Annotated in this window: 15 protein-coding genes; 6 read left to right on the plus strand and 9 right to left on the minus strand. The window is 72.5% G+C overall.

The features are described 5' to 3' along the window. Nucleotides 1-217 precede the first annotated feature (217 nt). Complete coding sequence (locus tag ACIBVP_RS01395; protein WP_396103961.1) at nucleotides 218-1,399, plus strand: oxygenase MpaB family protein; 1,182 nt, start codon at nucleotides 218-220, stop codon at nucleotides 1,397-1,399. Here ACIBVP_RS01395 and ACIBVP_RS01400 read toward each other — a convergent pair. Continuing rightward, the gene (locus tag ACIBVP_RS01400) at nucleotides 1,352-1,672 is read right to left on the minus strand and encodes a hypothetical protein (RefSeq protein WP_396103962.1); all 321 of its coding nucleotides are present in this window, start codon (nucleotides 1,670-1,672) and stop codon (nucleotides 1,352-1,354) included. The genes ACIBVP_RS01395 and ACIBVP_RS01400 overlap by 48 nt on opposite strands. A gap of 127 nt (nucleotides 1,673-1,799) precedes the next feature. Beyond that, the gene (locus tag ACIBVP_RS01405) at nucleotides 1,800-2,336 is read right to left on the minus strand and encodes a heme-binding protein (RefSeq protein WP_396103963.1); all 537 of its coding nucleotides are present in this window, start codon (nucleotides 2,334-2,336) and stop codon (nucleotides 1,800-1,802) included. A 171-nt stretch (nucleotides 2,337-2,507) separates the two neighbouring features. On the opposite strand from ACIBVP_RS01405, the gene ACIBVP_RS01410 reads away from it, so the two are divergent. Both ACIBVP_RS01410 and ACIBVP_RS01415 read left to right on the plus strand, forming a co-directional pair. Next, nucleotides 2,508-3,635, plus strand: a complete 1,128-nt coding sequence (locus ACIBVP_RS01410) for a sensor histidine kinase (RefSeq protein WP_396103964.1) — start codon at nucleotides 2,508-2,510, stop codon at nucleotides 3,633-3,635. Next, nucleotides 3,632-4,264, plus strand: a complete 633-nt coding sequence (locus ACIBVP_RS01415) for a response regulator (RefSeq protein WP_396103965.1) — start codon at nucleotides 3,632-3,634, stop codon at nucleotides 4,262-4,264. Before ACIBVP_RS01410 ends, ACIBVP_RS01415 begins: the two co-directional genes overlap by 4 nt. A 4-nt stretch (nucleotides 4,265-4,268) precedes the next feature. Here ACIBVP_RS01415 and ACIBVP_RS01420 read toward each other — a convergent pair whose 3' ends face one another. From ACIBVP_RS01420 to ACIBVP_RS01435, 4 genes are all read right to left on the minus strand, one after another. Beyond that, entirely contained in the window at nucleotides 4,269-5,429 is a 1,161-nt protein-coding gene (locus ACIBVP_RS01420) for a serine/threonine-protein kinase (protein ID WP_396103966.1), read from the minus strand. Between the two features lie 145 nt (nucleotides 5,430-5,574). Continuing rightward, nucleotides 5,575-5,823, minus strand: a complete 249-nt coding sequence (locus ACIBVP_RS01425; RefSeq protein WP_396103967.1) for a hypothetical protein — start codon at nucleotides 5,821-5,823, stop codon at nucleotides 5,575-5,577. Between the two features lie 114 nt (nucleotides 5,824-5,937). Then, nucleotides 5,938-7,593 carry a glutamate--tRNA ligase gene (locus tag ACIBVP_RS01430; protein ID WP_396103968.1) on the minus strand — a complete coding sequence of 552 codons (1,656 nt, stop codon included), beginning with the start codon at nucleotides 7,591-7,593 and terminating at the stop codon, nucleotides 5,938-5,940. A gap of 404 nt (nucleotides 7,594-7,997) precedes the next feature. Next, nucleotides 7,998-8,426 carry a YybH family protein gene (locus ACIBVP_RS01435; protein ID WP_396103969.1) on the minus strand — a complete coding sequence of 143 codons (429 nt, stop codon included), beginning with the start codon at nucleotides 8,424-8,426 and terminating at the stop codon, nucleotides 7,998-8,000. 99 nt (nucleotides 8,427-8,525) lie between these two features. Here ACIBVP_RS01435 and sigJ point away from each other — a divergent pair, with 99 nt between their 5' ends. Continuing rightward, nucleotides 8,526-9,419, plus strand: coding sequence for an RNA polymerase sigma factor SigJ (gene sigJ, locus ACIBVP_RS01440; RefSeq protein WP_396103970.1), 894 nt, complete (start codon nucleotides 8,526-8,528; stop codon nucleotides 9,417-9,419). On the opposite strand, the gene ACIBVP_RS01445 is transcribed toward sigJ, so the two are convergent. Continuing rightward, on the minus strand, nucleotides 9,401-10,297 hold the full coding sequence (locus ACIBVP_RS01445; protein ID WP_396103971.1) for a LysR family transcriptional regulator: 897 nt from the start codon (nucleotides 10,295-10,297) through the stop codon (nucleotides 9,401-9,403). The genes sigJ and ACIBVP_RS01445 overlap by 19 nt on opposite strands. A 71-nt stretch (nucleotides 10,298-10,368) precedes the next feature. Between ACIBVP_RS01445 and ACIBVP_RS01450 the strand changes: the two genes are divergently transcribed. After that, nucleotides 10,369-10,743 (plus strand): hypothetical protein, encoded by a 375-nt coding sequence (locus tag ACIBVP_RS01450; protein WP_396103972.1) that lies wholly within the window; start codon nucleotides 10,369-10,371, stop codon nucleotides 10,741-10,743. Continuing rightward, nucleotides 10,736-12,298, plus strand: a complete 1,563-nt coding sequence (locus ACIBVP_RS01455; protein WP_396103973.1) for a multicopper oxidase family protein — start codon at nucleotides 10,736-10,738, stop codon at nucleotides 12,296-12,298. The genes ACIBVP_RS01450 and ACIBVP_RS01455 overlap by 8 nt, the downstream gene beginning before the upstream one ends. Before the next feature lie 4 nt (nucleotides 12,299-12,302). On the opposite strand, the gene ACIBVP_RS01460 is transcribed toward ACIBVP_RS01455, so the two are convergent. Both ACIBVP_RS01460 and ACIBVP_RS01465 read right to left on the minus strand, forming a co-directional pair. Next, nucleotides 12,303-13,544, minus strand: coding sequence for an SLC13 family permease (locus tag ACIBVP_RS01460; RefSeq protein WP_396103974.1), 1,242 nt, complete (start codon nucleotides 13,542-13,544; stop codon nucleotides 12,303-12,305). A 1-nt stretch (nucleotide 13,545) separates the two neighbouring features. Then, nucleotides 13,546-14,718, minus strand: a complete 1,173-nt coding sequence (locus tag ACIBVP_RS01465) for a CaiB/BaiF CoA transferase family protein (RefSeq protein WP_396103975.1) — start codon at nucleotides 14,716-14,718, stop codon at nucleotides 13,546-13,548. Nucleotides 14,719-14,767: the final 49 nt, after the last annotated feature.

Here is a 14,767-nt window from a genome sequence, read left to right on the forward strand (position 1 = left end):
CACCCAGCCCGGCAGGAGCCCGGCCCTGCCGCGCGGTCATGCGGAATCCCTTTGGCGGTGGCGGACCGATTCAGGTCGGAGATTCCCTTGCCGATGCCTGGGCGCGCTGGTTATGTTAATGAGAAATCTCCTGCTGGATCTAGCGGGATCGCGAGCGTTTACGCCCGCCAGGTCCAGGAAAGCGGTGCTGTGCCTACCGAGGAAGCTAGGTAAGTAAATGAGCAATCTCAGCAGGAGGAACGTCCTTTCGCTCGGTGTCGCGTTGGGGCTGGTCGGCGCCGCGAGCGCTGTCCCGGGTCTGGCGTCCGCCGCGGACACCGATCCGTGGTGGGTCTGGGACGACGAGGTTGACCGGTTGCTGGTGTCGCTGCTCGACAACGGCCAGATCCCGGCGGTCAACACCGCGATGGCGTCGTGGGTGAACAACGGCGACCCGTTGCCCGGCGGCCTGCCCGCCGCCCTCACCACGTGGCTCCAGAAGGTCAACCGGATGCCCTCCTGGGCGGACCCCGCGAAGCTGCGCCGCGCCGCGGACTTCAACCGGCGCAAGGACACCTACCTGTTCATGCTGTACGGCCTCGGCAGCGGCATCATGAGCACGGTGATCCCGCGGGAGGCCAAGTCGGTCTACTGGTCCGCGGGCGGCGCCGACATGAAGGACCGCGCGGCCAAGACGTTCACCTTCGGCTACGACCTGAGCGACATGAACGCCTTCGACCCCACCGGCCAGTTCGTGGTCAGCGCCAACAAGACACGCCTCGTGCACGCCGCGGTGCGGCACCTGCTGCCGCAGTCGCCGCACTGGCAGGCGGTCGCGGACGAGCCGAGGCGGATCCCGATCAGCAACGGCGACATCCTGGTGACCTTCCACAGCCTCGGCACGTTCGTGCACAAGAAGCTGAAGGAATGGCGCGTACCGATGACGACCGCGGACGAGGAGGCCTTCCTGCACTCGTGGCAGGTCGCGATCCACCTGCTCGGCGTGCGGGAGGAGTTCATCCCGAAGACGTGGGCCGCCGCGTACGCCCAGTCGGCGCAGGTGCTCACGCCGATCCTCGCTCCGTCGTACGAGGGCAAGGAGCTGGCCGAGGACCTGCTCGGCCTGACCGCGCAGATCGACCTCGGCGTCACGCGCGGGTTCCTCAACGAGTTCGTCCGCTACGTGCTCAGCGACGAGATCGGCGACTGGCTCGGCCTGCGCCGCGACTACGCGGCCGCGACCCTGATCCGGACCGGCTGGCCGGCGTACATCGCCTTCCGCGAGGGGCTGCTGCCCGTCATGCCCGTCGGGTTCTACATGTTCGACCAGTTCATCCGCGCGCTCGCGATGCTGTTCCTCAACAACGGCACGTCACCGACGACCACCCCGATCACGATCCCGACGGGCAACCGGCCCTGACCCCCGGGGCAGCCGTCGGGCCAGGTACGGCCCGGCGGCCCCGGCCGCCGCGACCGCGACGAGCAGGACGCTGTTCACGGCCAACCCGACGAAGACGAAGATCATGCACGCGATCGCCGCGGCCGCCCAGCCGGGGTGCACCCGCACGGGTTCGCGGGCGCCGGTCCCCGGCTGCTCCGGCTCGCCGTTGGCCAGCTCCTGACAGATCCGGTCGAACTGATCACGCTCGTGCTGCGTCAACGGAAACCGGTAGTCCGGGTGTTGGGGTTGCATCGGGTCCTCCTCATCGGCGCCGTTCCACCCATCGATTACCTCGGAAACCGGCGGGGGACACCTCGCGTGGGCCGGGAGTTCGCCCGAACCACGGGGCCGTCGGCACGACCGACGGCCCCGTGAGTCGTCAGCGGCCGCGGGTCAGCTCGTCCACGCCCGCGCGCGCGAACTTCTCGTCCAGCTCGCCGGACGGGGCGCCCGCGACGCCGATGCCCGCGATCGGCGCGTTCTTCGCCGCCACCGGAACGCCGCCGCCCAGGAAGAGGGTGTTCGGGATGTCCTTGAGGTTCGGGGCGGACTCCAGGCGGGTCACCAGCTCCGACGTGGGTGCGTTCCAGGACACCGCCGTGTACGCCTTGGCGATCGCCGAGTCGTAGGGCTGCGGACCCGCGCCGTCACCGCGCAGGGTGACGATCGTGTTGCCGTTGCGGTCGACCACGGCGACGGTCACCCGCTGGCCCTCCTTCTCCGCCGCGTCCAGCACCGCCTGTACCGCGTCGGCGGCGGCGTCGATGGTGAGGTGGGTGCTGGTCGTCAGCGCGTTGCCCGGGACGGGAGCCGGGGCCGGGGCCTGCGCGGAGGCGGACACCACGCCCATGGTGCCCACACCGGCGATGGCGAGGGTGGCGGCGGCGGTGACGATCTTGACACGGGTGCTTCGCATGGTTTCTGACTCCTTGTCGTCTGTTGTCTCCAGCCTCCGCCGCGGGGCCCGGCCGCCGCGTCGCCGTTGTGGGTCGACCTCGGTCGCGGCACGGGTGAGGCCGGGGTCATCCGAATGGCCGACCCCTGGGTGACAATGTGGGTGTTCGCCCAGTTCAGGAGAGGAGCGCCGATGGTGCCGGTGGCCGACACGCGGCGGCTCGCGCTCGTCATCCACGTGACGTTCTTCCTGCTGCTCGGCTCCGCCCTGGTCCGCTACCTGCAGCGGCACGGCGGCGACCAGCTCGCGCCGGTGGTGCTCGCCATGGCGGGTGCGCTCGCGGTCCTGTACGCGCTGTCCCGGCTGCCGCGGGGCAACCCGGCCCGCCTGTTGTGGCTGTGCGGCGTGGTCGCCGTGTGGGCGGTGCTCGTCAACCTCGCGCCCAGCTTCGCCTGGTGCGCGGTGCCGCTGTTCTACACGGCACTGCGCACGTTGCCGCGGCCCGCCGCGTACGTGCTCGTCGTGCTGTTCACCGGGCTCGTCGTGTTCGCGCAGCTCCGGCTCGCCAACCGCTTCGACCTGGACCTCGTCGTCGGGCCACCCGCCGTCGCCGCGCTGGCCACGGCCGTGTTCGTCCACATGGACCGCCTGGCCCGCGAGCTGGCCGAGGCCGGGCGACGGGAGGGCACGCTCGCCGAGCGTCAGCGCCTCGCCATGGAGATCCACGACACGATCGCCCAGGGCCTGTCGAGCCAGCGCATGTTGCTCCAGGCCGCGGACCGGTTGTGGGACACCGATCCCGGCCGTGCCAGGGAGCACGTCCGCACCAGCGAGTCGGTCGCCGAACGCGGGCTCGCCGAGGCCCGCCGCTTCGTGCACGACCTGGCACCCGCCGACCTCGCCGAGAGCGGGGACCTGCCGTCGGCGCTGCGTGCGCTGGCCGACCGCGAGACCACCGGCGAACGGGCGGTGACCTGCCACGTCGACGACGTGCCCGGCCGGCTGCCGGAACGTGTCGAGTCCGCGTTGCTGCGCATCGCGCAGGGTGCGCTCGCGAACACACGGGAACACTCCGGTGCCACCCGCGCCGCCGTCACCCTCACCTACCTCGGCGACGAGGTCCGCCTCGACGTCGCCGACGACGGCCGCGGCTTCGACCCGGCCGCACCCGGCCCCGGCGGGGACCGCGGCCACGGCCTGCCCGCCATGCGTGCCAGGGTGGAGCAGCTCGGCGGTGTGCTCACCGTCGAGTCCGCACCCGGTGACGGCACCGTCGTCTCCGTCGCCGTACCAGTGAACGCGGAGGTCCCGGCACCGTGACCAGCACCGTCCGGCTCGTGCTGTGCGACGACCACGTGGTGGTCCGCGCGGGCCTGCGCGCCCTGCTCGACAGCGCACCCGACATCGAGGTGGTCGGCGAGGCGGGCAGCGGGGAGGAGGCGGCCGCCCTCGCCAGGACGCTGACCCCCGACGTGGTCCTGATGGACCTGCAGCTCGGTGCCGGCATCGACGGCGTCGAGGCCACCCGCCGGATCACCGAGATCGCAGGCGGTGCGGTGCACGTCCTGGTGCTGACCACCTACGACACCGACGCCGACATCACCCGTGCCATCGCCGCGGGCGCCACCGGCTACCTGCTCAAGGCCGAGGAACCGGACGAGCTGTTCGCCGCCATCCGCAGCGCCGCGGCCGGCCGCACCGCGTTGTCCGCGCCGGTCGCCCACCGCGTGATGGAGCGGATGCGCAGCCCGCGCCCCACCCTGACCGCCCGCGAGACCGACATCCTGGGCCAGCTCGCGCTCGGTCTGTCCAACCGGGACATCGCGAAGGCCCTGTTCCTGAGCGAGGCCACGGTGAAGACGCACCTCGGCCGCATCTACGACAAGCTCGGCGTCGACTCCCGCACGGGCGCGGTGGCAGTCGCCAAGGAACAACGGCTGCTGCCCTAGCCGTTCAGCGCTTGCCCTTCTTCTTGCCGTTCGACTTGCCGGGGCCGCGGTTGTCCTTGCCCTTGTGCCGGTGCTCGGCGACGCCGGCCGTCTCGTCGACGGGCGCGGGTCGCGGGGTCGCCGCCGGGATGCCGGCGGGTGGGGGTGGCGGCTCGACCACCTCGGTGGCCTGGCCCGCCGGCGAGCGGTACCCGGGGTCGCTGACGGGGCGGCCGGAGATGGTGGCGCCGGTCGTGGTCGCGGCCACGGCGCAGGCGACGACCAGCGCCAGCGCGGTCAGCCCGGCGTGCACGGAACGCGGCCGGGACAGGGCGCCGGTGTGCGACCGGGGCGCGGGTGGCGTGGGCAGTGCCGCCGTGCGGCCCGCGGCGATCGCCGCCAGGTGCGCGGCGCAGCCGGCGGCGTCCGGGCGGCGAGCGGGGTCCCGCGCCGTCATCGCGGTGAGCAGTGTGCGCCAGGAGTCGGACAGCCCGGCGGGGACGTGGGGTGGCCGGTTCAGGCGGGCGAGGGCGCTCTCGACGGTGCCGCCCGCGTACTCGATGCGGCCGGTGAGGCATTCGAGGAGCAGCAGCCCGAGCGCGTACACGTCGGCGGCGGGCCCGACCTCGGCGTCGGTCACCTGTTCCGGGGCCAGGTAGGCGGCGGTGCCGACGAACTCCCCGGTCGCGGTGAGGTGCGCGGCGCCCAGCGCCCTGGCGACGCCGAAGTCGGTGAGCCGGCAGTCGCCGTGCTGGTCGACGAGCACGTTGGCGGGCTTGATGTCCCGGTGCACGACGTCGTGCGCGTGGACGTGCGCGAGGACCTCGGCGAGCCGCGCCCCGATCCGGGCGACCGCGGCCGGTTCGAACGGGCCGCGGTCGAGCAGGTCGCGGAGGGTGGGGCCGTCGACGAGCTCCATCACCAGGAAGGGCTCGGCCCCGTCGAGGCAGACGTCGTGCACGGTGACGAGCCCGGGGTGGCGCAGGCTCGCGAGCAACCGTGCCTCGGCCGCGAAGCGGTACCGGCTGAACGCGTTGCCGTCGTCCTGGAACACCTTCACCGCGACGCGCCGCCCGAGCGCGATGTCGACCGCTTCGTGGACCCGGCCCGCGCCACCGCGACCGAGCAGCGCACCGAGCCGGTACCGGTCCGCCAGCAGACGTGCTTCGGCTCGTCTGTCGTCCACGCCCACCGCCACACCCCTCTCGCTCGCCCGGCTCGTACCCCGTCGGGGGAGGGCGGAAACCTGCCGCGTCGAACGGATGGCGGCGACACCGAGCCGACGCGAAGGCGCCGGGGACCGTCGCGGTCCCCGGCGCCTTCGACCACGATCAGCTGTCGTAGTACAGGTCGTAGTCCCAGCCGCTGAACTGGCAGTCGTAGACCGTCCACTTGCCGTGGTCCAGGCCCCAGTCGCCGACCGTGACGCACTCGTCGAGCGTCCAGTAGTCGTCGTAGAACTTCATGCCGGACTGCTCGGCCGGTGCCGCGCTCGCGGGCGCGATGCCGAACGAGACGGCGGCGATGGCGGCGCCCGCGGTCACGGACGCGGCCTTGGCGATCAGCTTCTTCGACAGCATTCCTGTTTCCCCTGTCCTCGTGCGATTTCCGGTGCCGGAGATCCGACGTGACCCACTCTGCGCGGTCACGCCCTGTGGAAACCCTGCGGAAACCCTGCGCACCAGGACAGCGGGTCAGCTCGCGGACAGTGCGCGCAGGCGGCGGAGGACCTCGTCGGCGCCCAATGCCCGGGCGACGGCGTGCAGGTCGGGGCTGCGGGTCGACCCCGTCATGGCGACGCGGACGAGCTGGGAGGCCTCGCGGATCGAGCCGGGGTAGGCGTCGGGGTTCTTCTTGTACTCCTTGTTGTTGGGCGCGAAGCCGTGCTTGGCGGCGAGCTCGCGGATCTGGTTGAACCACTCCTGCTGGTCGTCGAGGTGCTCGTAGCCGTCCGCGAGGTCCTTGGCGAACGCGGCCGCGACCTCCGGGGCCACGCCGAGCGGCTGGACGCGCTCGTCGCCCGGCCCGGCGAGCGGGGTGAACAGCGCCGGGAAGAAGAAGCCGTACGCGGGCCGGAAGTCCGACCACTTGCGCAGGTCCTTGCGCGGGTTCTCGACGCCCTCGCGCTCGACCGCGATCGCGCGCAGCACCAGGTCGGTGTCGGCGTCCAGCACGGTCACCAGTTCGGGGTCGTGCTCGGCGGCCCAGACCCGGACCGCGTCGAGGACCTGCGCGCCGGTGCGGGTGGCGATGTGGTCTGCGCTGATGTCCTCCAGCTTGACCAGGTCCACGAGCGGCCCGGCCACCCCGCACTGGTCCAGCTGGATGGGGGCGGCCAGCGCCTCGGCCAGCGGCAGCTCGGCGAGCCGCCCGTTGGCCAGCCCGCGCAGGTAGTACAGGACGGCGTCGGCCGGGTAGCCGGCCTGGATGTAGAAGTCGACGCTCGCTTCCGGGTCCTTGCGCTTGGACAGCTTGCGCTTGCCGCCCGGGATCTGCTTCATCAGCGGCGCGATGTGGGCGTACCGGGGGTGCTCGAACCCGAGCGCGTCGAACAGCTGCTGGTGCAGCGGCACCGACGAGATCCACTCGTCGCCGCGGATGACCAGGGTGACGCGCATGAGGTGGTCGTCGACGGCGTGCGCGAAGTGGTAGGTCGGCAGCCGGGGCGAGGACGCGGACGTCTTCAGGATGACCGCGTCGTTGCGGTTCGCCTCGTGCTCCAACTCGCCCCGGATGGCGTCGGTGAACCGGGCGCGCTGCCCGGCCGCGTCCTCGGGGGCGCGGAACCGCACCACGTACGGGACGCCCTCGGCGAGCTTGGCCGCGACGGCCTCGGGCTCGGCGTCGCGCCAGATGGCCCACGAGCCGTAGTAGCCCGGCGGCACCTTCGCGGCCTGCTGGCGGGCGGTGATGTCGGCCAGCTCGTCCTTGGTCGCGAAGCACAGGTACGCCTTGCCCTGGCGGAGCAGGTGCCGCACGTAGGTCAGGTAGACGCGTTCGCGCTGGGACTGCCGGTACGGGCCGTAGGCGCCGCGGTCGCCGTCCTCGTCGGAGGCGATGTGGAAGTAGGAGAAGGCGCGCGCGAACTGGTCCAGGGCGCCCTCGACCTCGCGGGACTGGTCGGTGTCCTCCACCCGGACGAGGTACACGCCACCTGATCGGGTGGCGACGTCGCGGTCGATGGTGGCCACGTAGATCCCGCCGATGTGCACGAACCCGGTCGGCGACGGGCCGAACCGGGTGACCTCCGCACCCTCGGGGAGCGAGCGGGGTGGGTACTGCTGTTCCCAGTGCCCGGGCTCGGGCAGGTCGGCGGGGAACAGGGCGTCGATGACCGCACGGTCCAGCATGGGTGGTCAGTCTCGCTTCCGGGCGAACGGAGTGATGGGACGGAAAGGCGGTCCAAGGCTAACAATGCCGAGGCAGGAGGACGTCCGCTGTCCCGAGGCGGCGCCGTGGGCCGGAAACGTCCGTTCTGCCCGACCGGGTGGAGAGCGTCGCCAACGATCGTGGCCTGCTCGGCGTCGTGCCCGCGCCCGACTTCCGCCGCACCGCGAACGTGTACGTCGCCTACAGCCGCCGAGGAGCAGGTGCTGCTCACCCAGGACATTCGCGCGCGCGGCGGGCTGGGACACCTGGTGGCGGGCCGGTGCGCTCCGGCCCGCCACCCGCGCCGCCGGCCTCTACCACGTGCGCAACCCCGAGGAGCTGTCGCGCGTGGCGTGCGAGACCGCGGTGAGCCGATGAGGGCGGCTCAGGGTTCGAGGTCGGTCACGCCCCTGCCGGTCCGGATGTCGAACGGCACGGACGCCTGGTCGTGCGCGATCAGCCAGCCCTCGGCGGTTTTCCGGAGACCGTAGGTGGCGCGGACCCACATCCCGTTCGTGGTGGTGCCGTCCCGCAACGTGCCGCTGAGCCTGCCGAACCCGTGCGCGAAGGCGACGTCCCCGCCCACGGTGACGGTCAGCTCGCGCAGCTCGTACGTCGCCTCCTGGAAGATCGTGAACACGTTCGTCCAGTTCCTCACCTTCGCCTCGACTCCCACGTGCTCCAGCGGCGGCTCGACGTCGAAGGACACGACGTCCGAGGCGTAGAGCCGCCGCAGGGTGTCGAAGTCCTTGGCCTCGATGCCCTCGACGATCTTTCCGATGTGCTGCCTGATCTCGATCTCGTTCCGGTCCATGCCCCTATGACGACCCAGCGCCGCGAAACGTCAGCAGGCCTGACGATCGGGGGCGCCGTCTCGTCGAAAACGGCGAGAGCACCGACGTGAGGAGCGACCATGACCGACCAGCCGGACGCGGGGTTGCGCGCGATCATCAGCGAGCGGCGCCACCTGATCAACCTCGCCTACCGGCTCCTCGGGTCGGTCGCCGAGGCCGAGGACGCCGTGCAGGAGACCTACGCCCGCTGGTACGCCATGTCCCGGCGGCAGCAGGAGGCGATCGCCTCGCCCGGCGCGTGGCTGACGACCGTCGCGAGCCGCGTCTGTCTCGACGTGCTCGGCTCCGCGCGGGCACGGCGTGAGCGGTACGTGGGGGAGTGGATCCCCGAGCCGCTGCCCGACCACACCGAGTGGGCGGGCGCCGCGGCCGACCCGGCCGACCGGGTCACCCTGGACGAGTCGGTCAGCATGGCGTTCCTCGTCGCACTCGAGGCGATGACACCCGCCCAGCGTGTCGCGCTGATCCTGCACGACGTGTTCCGGTACTCCTTCGCCGAGATCGCCGACGTCACCGGCCGCACGCCCGCGGCGTGCCGGCAGCTGGCCTCGTCGGCCCGTCGCCGGGTCCGCGACACGCCCGCGACGCCCCCGGCCCGGCGGGCCCGGCTGGTCCGGGAGTTCCGGCAGGCGTGGGAGGCCGGTGACCTCGACGCCCTCGTCGCCCTCCTCGACCCCGACGCCGTCGCGATCGCCGACGGTGGCGGGCTGGCCAGCGTGATCTCCCAGCCGATCGCGGGCGCCGAGCGGATCGTGGCCTTGCTGGTCCACCTCGAGGACCGGCTGCGCACGATGACGTTCCTGGAGCGGACGGTCAACGGCGAACCCGGGCTGATCGCCCAGGTGGATGGCGTCACCGTCACCGTCTTCTCGTTCGAGGTCGTCGGCGACCGGATCACCCACATCTGGGCCGTGCGCAACCCCGAGAAGCTCCGTCAGTGGGCGACCGGCTGACCGGTGTGCCAGTCCCAGTCGGTGAGCGTGGTGCGCATCAGCCGGGCGGCGGTCGACAGGTGGTGGCCGGCGCCCCAGTACAGGGTGACGACGCGGCGGCAGTCCGGGCTGTCGACGGGGAGCCAGACACCGGGGACCTCGGCGGCGAGGCGGCGGGCGGCGGCGGGGACGAGACCGACGCCCAGCCCCGCGCCGATCAGGTCGGCGATGGCGCTGTGCTCGTCGACCTCGCAGACGATCCTCGGGGTGCGGCCGCGTGCGGCGAACAGCCGGTCGAGGAGCCCGCGGCCCCAGTGCCCCTCGCGGGCGGTGATGAACGGCTGGTCGGCGAGGTCGTCGACGCGCACCGACGACCGGCCCGCCAGCGGGTGATCACGCGGCACCCCCACGCCCACCGCGTCCTCGAACAGCCGCACCGACGCCAGCCCCTCGGTGTGGATCGGCTGGGAGGCGACGCACAGGTCGACGTCCTGTGCGCGCAGGCGGCGGGCCATGTCCTCGGCGGGTGACCAGTGCAGCTGGATGTCGACGGCGGGGTGCGCGCGTTTGAAGGCGGCCAGCGGTCCGGTGAGCGTGAGGAACGTTTCCGACGTCAACCGCACGGTGCCCGCGCCCTCGCTGGTGGCCTCGGCGACGGCACGCCGTCCGGCCGCCAGCTCACCGAGCGCTCGTTCGACGTGGTCGCGGAAGAGCCTGCCCGCGGCGTTGAGCCGCAGCCGCCCGCTCCGGTCGAACAGCGGCGTGCCCAGCTCGCTCTCCAGCCGGGCGATGGTGCGGCTCAGCGACGGCTGGGCGACCCGCAGCTCGTCGGCCGCGCGGCTGAGGTGCTCCAACCGGGCCACCACCAGGAACTGCCTGAGTGAGTTCAGCTCCACCATGCCTCCGAATGCATAACACCATAGCGATATTGATCTTAGACAGGATTGCCCGCAAGTCATAACTTCACGACATGGTTACTGTTGCCGCGCTGCGGACCGTGGTCAGCGCGCACGTGGTGGCGATCGTCGCCCAGCCGGTGTTCGCCGGGGTGTACCTGACGGGGGACTTCGAGGGCCTCCGCCTGCACGCGGTCGGCGCCGACGTGGTCACCGGCATCGGCTACCTGCAGCTGGTCGTGGCCATCGTGGTGTGGGTACGGCTGCGCCGGTCGTGGCCGTTCGTGCTCACGGTGGTCGTGGTGGCGGCCGAGACGGTGCAGTACGTCGCGGGCCTGGAAGGCGCGCTGTGGCTGCACGTCCCGCTCGGCGTGATGACGGTCGCGGCGCTCGTCGTGCAGTTCGTCGACGTCTGGCGGCCGGTGCCGGGGGTGGTCCGCGATGCGTGAGGTGAGCCGTCGCCAGGCGCTGGGCATCGGCGGGGCGCTCGGGCTGACGGCGGTCACCGGGCTGTCGGCGGGGGCCGTGCTGGCCCGCCGCCCGTCGTACACGGGTGCGGAGCTGCGCAGCGCCGTGCCACTGCCGCCGCCCTTCCAGGTGCCGCTGCCGATCCCGCCGGTCCTGCGCCCGGTCAGCACGGCGGGCGGCGCCGACCGGTACGAGATCACCCAGCGCGAGACGAGCGCGGAGCTCCTGCCCGGCCTGCGGACTCCACTCTGGACCTACGAGGGCACGTTCCCCGGGCCGACGATCGAGTCGCGGCGCGGCAGGCCGGTCACCGTGACGCACCGCAACGAACTGCCCGTGCCGACCGTCGTGCACCTGCACGGCGGCCGGACCCCGGCGGCGTCGGACGGTTACCCGACCGACCTCGTGCTCCCCGAGGGGCACCACCACGCGGGGCACGGCATGCACGACCCGCGTGCCGAGATCACCACGCTGACGCGGGACTACGCGTTCCCGATGGACCAGCGGGCCACGCTGCTCTGGTACCACGACCACCGCATGGACTTCACCGCACCGGCGATCTGGCGGGGCCTCGCCGGACCGCACATCGTCCGCGACGCCGCCGAGGACGCCATCGGCCTGCCGTCAGGTCCACGCGAGCTGCCGCTGGTGATCGCCGACCGCGCGTTCGCGGCCGACGGCAGCCTCATCTACCCGTCTCTCGACCCCACGCTGCGGGCACGGCCGGGCGTGCGGGAACCGTACGTCGCCGGTGTGCTCGGTGACGTGGTCCTGGTCAACGGCGCGCCGTGGCCCGTGCACGAAACCGACGCCGCTCGCTACCGGCTGCGCGTCCTGAACGCCTCCAACGCCCGCCACTACGAACTCGAAGCGGTCACCGACGACGGCCGCCGCCTCGACCTCGTCCAGGTCGGCGCCGACCAGGGGCTGCTCGCCGCACCGGTCACCCACCGGGTGCTGCCGGTCGCCCCCGCCGAACGGTACGACGTGGTCGTCGACTTCTCGCACGTCCCGGTCGGCGGCCTCGTCCGGCTCGTGAACCGGCTCGGTGCCGGCCGCACCCGGGACGTCATGGCGTTCCGCGTCGCGCGCACGGCCCGCGACGACAGCCGTGTCCCGGACACGTTCGCCACCGACCTGCCGACGTGGCGCAGGCGGGACGCCGTCCGGGTGCGCGACCTGGCCTTCCGCGTGGGCCGGCGGCACGGCGGCCACGGCTGGCTGATCGACGGCCTGCCCTTCGACCCGGCCCGCACCGACGTCACCACCGCCCTCGGCGACGTCGAGGTGTGGCGGCTGGTCGCCGACGTCCACCACCCCGTACACCTGCACCTGGTCGGCTTCCGCGTGCTCTCCCGCGGCGGCGGACCGCCACTGCCGCACGACGCGGGTCTCAAGGACACCGTGGCCCTGTCGCCCGGCGAGGCGGTGGAGATCATCACCCGCTTCGACGGCTACCGCGGCCGCTACCTGTTCCACTGCCACAACGCCGAACACGAGGACATGGGCATGATGGCCAACCTCGAGATCGTCTGAGGGCTCACCACCACCCGAACGCGAGCCACGCGATCGGCGGCGCGACCACGATCGAGATCAGCCCGTAGGTGAGGAGGTGGCGGAACAGCCGGGGCCGCGCCGACGGTTCCGCGGCGCCGAGGATCAGGCCGCCGGTGATGCCGAGCGGGTTGATGTCCACGAGGATCGAGGCCAGCGCGAGGGCGAGCACGGCGCCGACAGGGGAGACGCCGTCGGCGACCAGCGGCGGCAGCAGGGGCATGGTGGTGACGAACACCGCGATGGAGCTGGCCGCGAACGACGTGACCCCCGCGATGTAGCACAGCACGAGCAGGCTCAGGTTCGGCGAGCCGTCGATCCGCAGCAGCTCGCTGATCTTCTCGAAGGCGCCGAGCTCCTGCATCAGGCCGACGTAGGTGAGCAGCCCGCCGATCAGCAGGACCACGCCCCACGGGATCTTCGACACGACCGCGCCGGGCGCGAGCCGGAGCACCAGCTGCAGCAGGACGGCCGCGGTGAGACCGAGGTAGCCCACGTTCAGGTCGAAGCCCACCGAGAGGACGACGACGGCGAGCATGCCGGCCAGGGTCAGCGCGCGGGCGGCGGGCGACCCGGCGTCCACACTGGACGGACCGGGCTCGGGTGCCGTGACCCGGCCGCGCGGCACCGCGCCGGTGCGCACCCCGACGAGCAGGCAGACCGCGCACACCACCACACCGGTCAGCAGACCGCCGAGCAGGAACGACACGGGCGCCGAACCGGGCAGGTCCATGCCGAGCTTCTCGCTCTGGCCGCGCGCGGACACGCCGTACACCGCGAGCGGGGACAGCAGCCCGCTGATGATGCCCGTGATGCCGAGGACGGCGGCGACGAGCGGCGAGTACCGGTAACGCGCGGCGAGCCCCAGTGCGATGGGCGCGACGATCGCGGTCGCGGCGGCGGGCAGCGTGCCGACCGCGGTCAGCACGGCACCGATCGCGAACGGGACCAGCGGCACCAGCACCGCCCGGCCGCCGACCAGCCGTAACAGCAGGTCAAGCAGCCAGTCGAGTGTCCCGTTGAGGTGCGCGACGGCGAACAGCGCGGTCACGCCGACGATCAGCACGAAGAAGTCGGCCGGGAAGAACCCGGTCACCTCCTCGGTCGGCACGCCCGCGGCGAGCCCGAGCAGGAACGCCGCCGCCAGCGCGGCGCTGCCGAGGTCGAACCTCGGCAGCAGCGTCGCCGCGAACAGGGCGACCAGGACGATGATGGACGCGACTGCCATGTCAGACCACTCCCTTGTGGCGCAACTGTTCGATCTCCTGCTCGGGCAGCCCGGCGACGTCGCGCAGCACGTCGGCGGTGTGCTCGCCGAGCGCCGGGGCGCAGGTGCCGACGACTCCGTCGAACCCGGAGAACCGCCCGGCGGGCGCCTGCATGAGCCGGCCGCCCACCGCCGTGACCGATCCGCGGGCGCGGATGTGCGGGTCGGCGCACACGTCGGCCGCCGAGTTCACCGGCCCGGCGGCCACCCCGGCGGCGACGAGGGTGGCCATCAGCGGTTCGAGGTCGTGCGCGGCGACGAACGCGGCGACGCGGGACTCGATCTCGTCGCGGTGCTCCAGCCGGGCGGTCATCGAGTCGTGCACGGCCAGGTCCGGCGCGTCCATGACGGCGACCAGCCGCCGCCACATCTGCTCGGTCGACGCGGGCAGCGCGAGCCAGCGGCCGTCGCGCGTGCGGTAGAGGCTGTTGGGGCTGATGTGCGGGTTCTCGTTGCCCTGCCGCTCCCGGGACGTGCCCGTCGCCCCGTACTCGACGACGAAGTCCTCCATCATCCGCAGCAGCGGTTCGTACAGCGGGATGTCGGCGAGCTGCGCCTCACCGGTGCGGTCGCGCTGGCGGAGCCCGAGCATGGCGGCGAACGCGGCGTACATGCCGGTCACGCCGTCGGCGACGGGATAGCCCGCGAACACCGGCGGCCCGTCGGGGTCACCCGTGCGGTAAGTGAGTCCCGCGAACGCCTCCGCGACACGCGCGAAACCCGGCCGGTCGGCGTAGGGCCCGGTGCGGCCGAACGCGCTCACGTGCACCATCACCAGGTCGGGCCGGTACGAGCGGAGGTCGTCGAAGTCCACGCGGAACCGCCGCAGCGTGGCCGGCCGGAAGTTCGTCACCACCACGTCGGCGCCCGCGGCGAGCCGGCCGACCAGGTGCGCGGCCTCCGGGTGGTGCAGGTCGACCGTGACGCTGCGCTTGCCCCGGCCGACCATCGCCCACGCGGCCGACAGCCCGTCCTCGAGCGGCGGGTAGTGCCGTGCCGGGTCGCCGCCGTCCGGGTGCTCGATCTTGATCACCTCGGCGCCGAACTCGCCGAGCAGCGCCGACGCCAGCGGACCGGCCAGGATCGTCGACAGGTCCAGGACACGCACACCGGCCAGTGGGCCGTTCGTCGCCAACACATGTTCCTTTCACGTCATCGTGAGGTCTCCGCAGGTCACCACACCA

Source organism: Actinophytocola sp. NPDC049390 (genome assembly GCF_044466355.1).
GTDB lineage: Bacteria > Actinomycetota > Actinomycetes > Mycobacteriales > Pseudonocardiaceae > Actinophytocola.

Coding starts and splice junctions, on each gene's coding strand:
- ACIBVP_RS01460 (WP_396103974.1), bottom strand. CDS start 13,544: ATGGCAGTCGCGTCCATCATCGTCCTGGTCGCCCTGTTCGCGGCGACG.
- ACIBVP_RS01405 (WP_396103963.1), bottom strand. CDS start 2,336: ATGCGAAGCACCCGTGTCAAGATCGTCACCGCCGCCGCCACCCTCGCC.
- ACIBVP_RS01395 (WP_396103961.1), top strand. CDS start 218: ATGAGCAATCTCAGCAGGAGGAACGTCCTTTCGCTCGGTGTCGCGTTG.
- ACIBVP_RS01430 (WP_396103968.1), bottom strand. CDS start 7,593: ATGCTGGACCGTGCGGTCATCGACGCCCTGTTCCCCGCCGACCTGCCC.
- ACIBVP_RS01445 (WP_396103971.1), bottom strand. CDS start 10,297: ATGGTGGAGCTGAACTCACTCAGGCAGTTCCTGGTGGTGGCCCGGTTG.
- ACIBVP_RS01410 (WP_396103964.1), top strand. CDS start 2,508: ATGGTGCCGGTGGCCGACACGCGGCGGCTCGCGCTCGTCATCCACGTG.
- ACIBVP_RS01450 (WP_396103972.1), top strand. CDS start 10,369: ATGGTTACTGTTGCCGCGCTGCGGACCGTGGTCAGCGCGCACGTGGTG.
- ACIBVP_RS01400 (WP_396103962.1), bottom strand. CDS start 1,672: ATGCAACCCCAACACCCGGACTACCGGTTTCCGTTGACGCAGCACGAG.
- ACIBVP_RS01425 (WP_396103967.1), bottom strand. CDS start 5,823: ATGCTGTCGAAGAAGCTGATCGCCAAGGCCGCGTCCGTGACCGCGGGC.
- ACIBVP_RS01435 (WP_396103969.1), bottom strand. CDS start 8,426: ATGGACCGGAACGAGATCGAGATCAGGCAGCACATCGGAAAGATCGTC.
- sigJ (WP_396103970.1), top strand. CDS start 8,526: ATGACCGACCAGCCGGACGCGGGGTTGCGCGCGATCATCAGCGAGCGG.
- ACIBVP_RS01455 (WP_396103973.1), top strand. CDS start 10,736: ATGCGTGAGGTGAGCCGTCGCCAGGCGCTGGGCATCGGCGGGGCGCTC.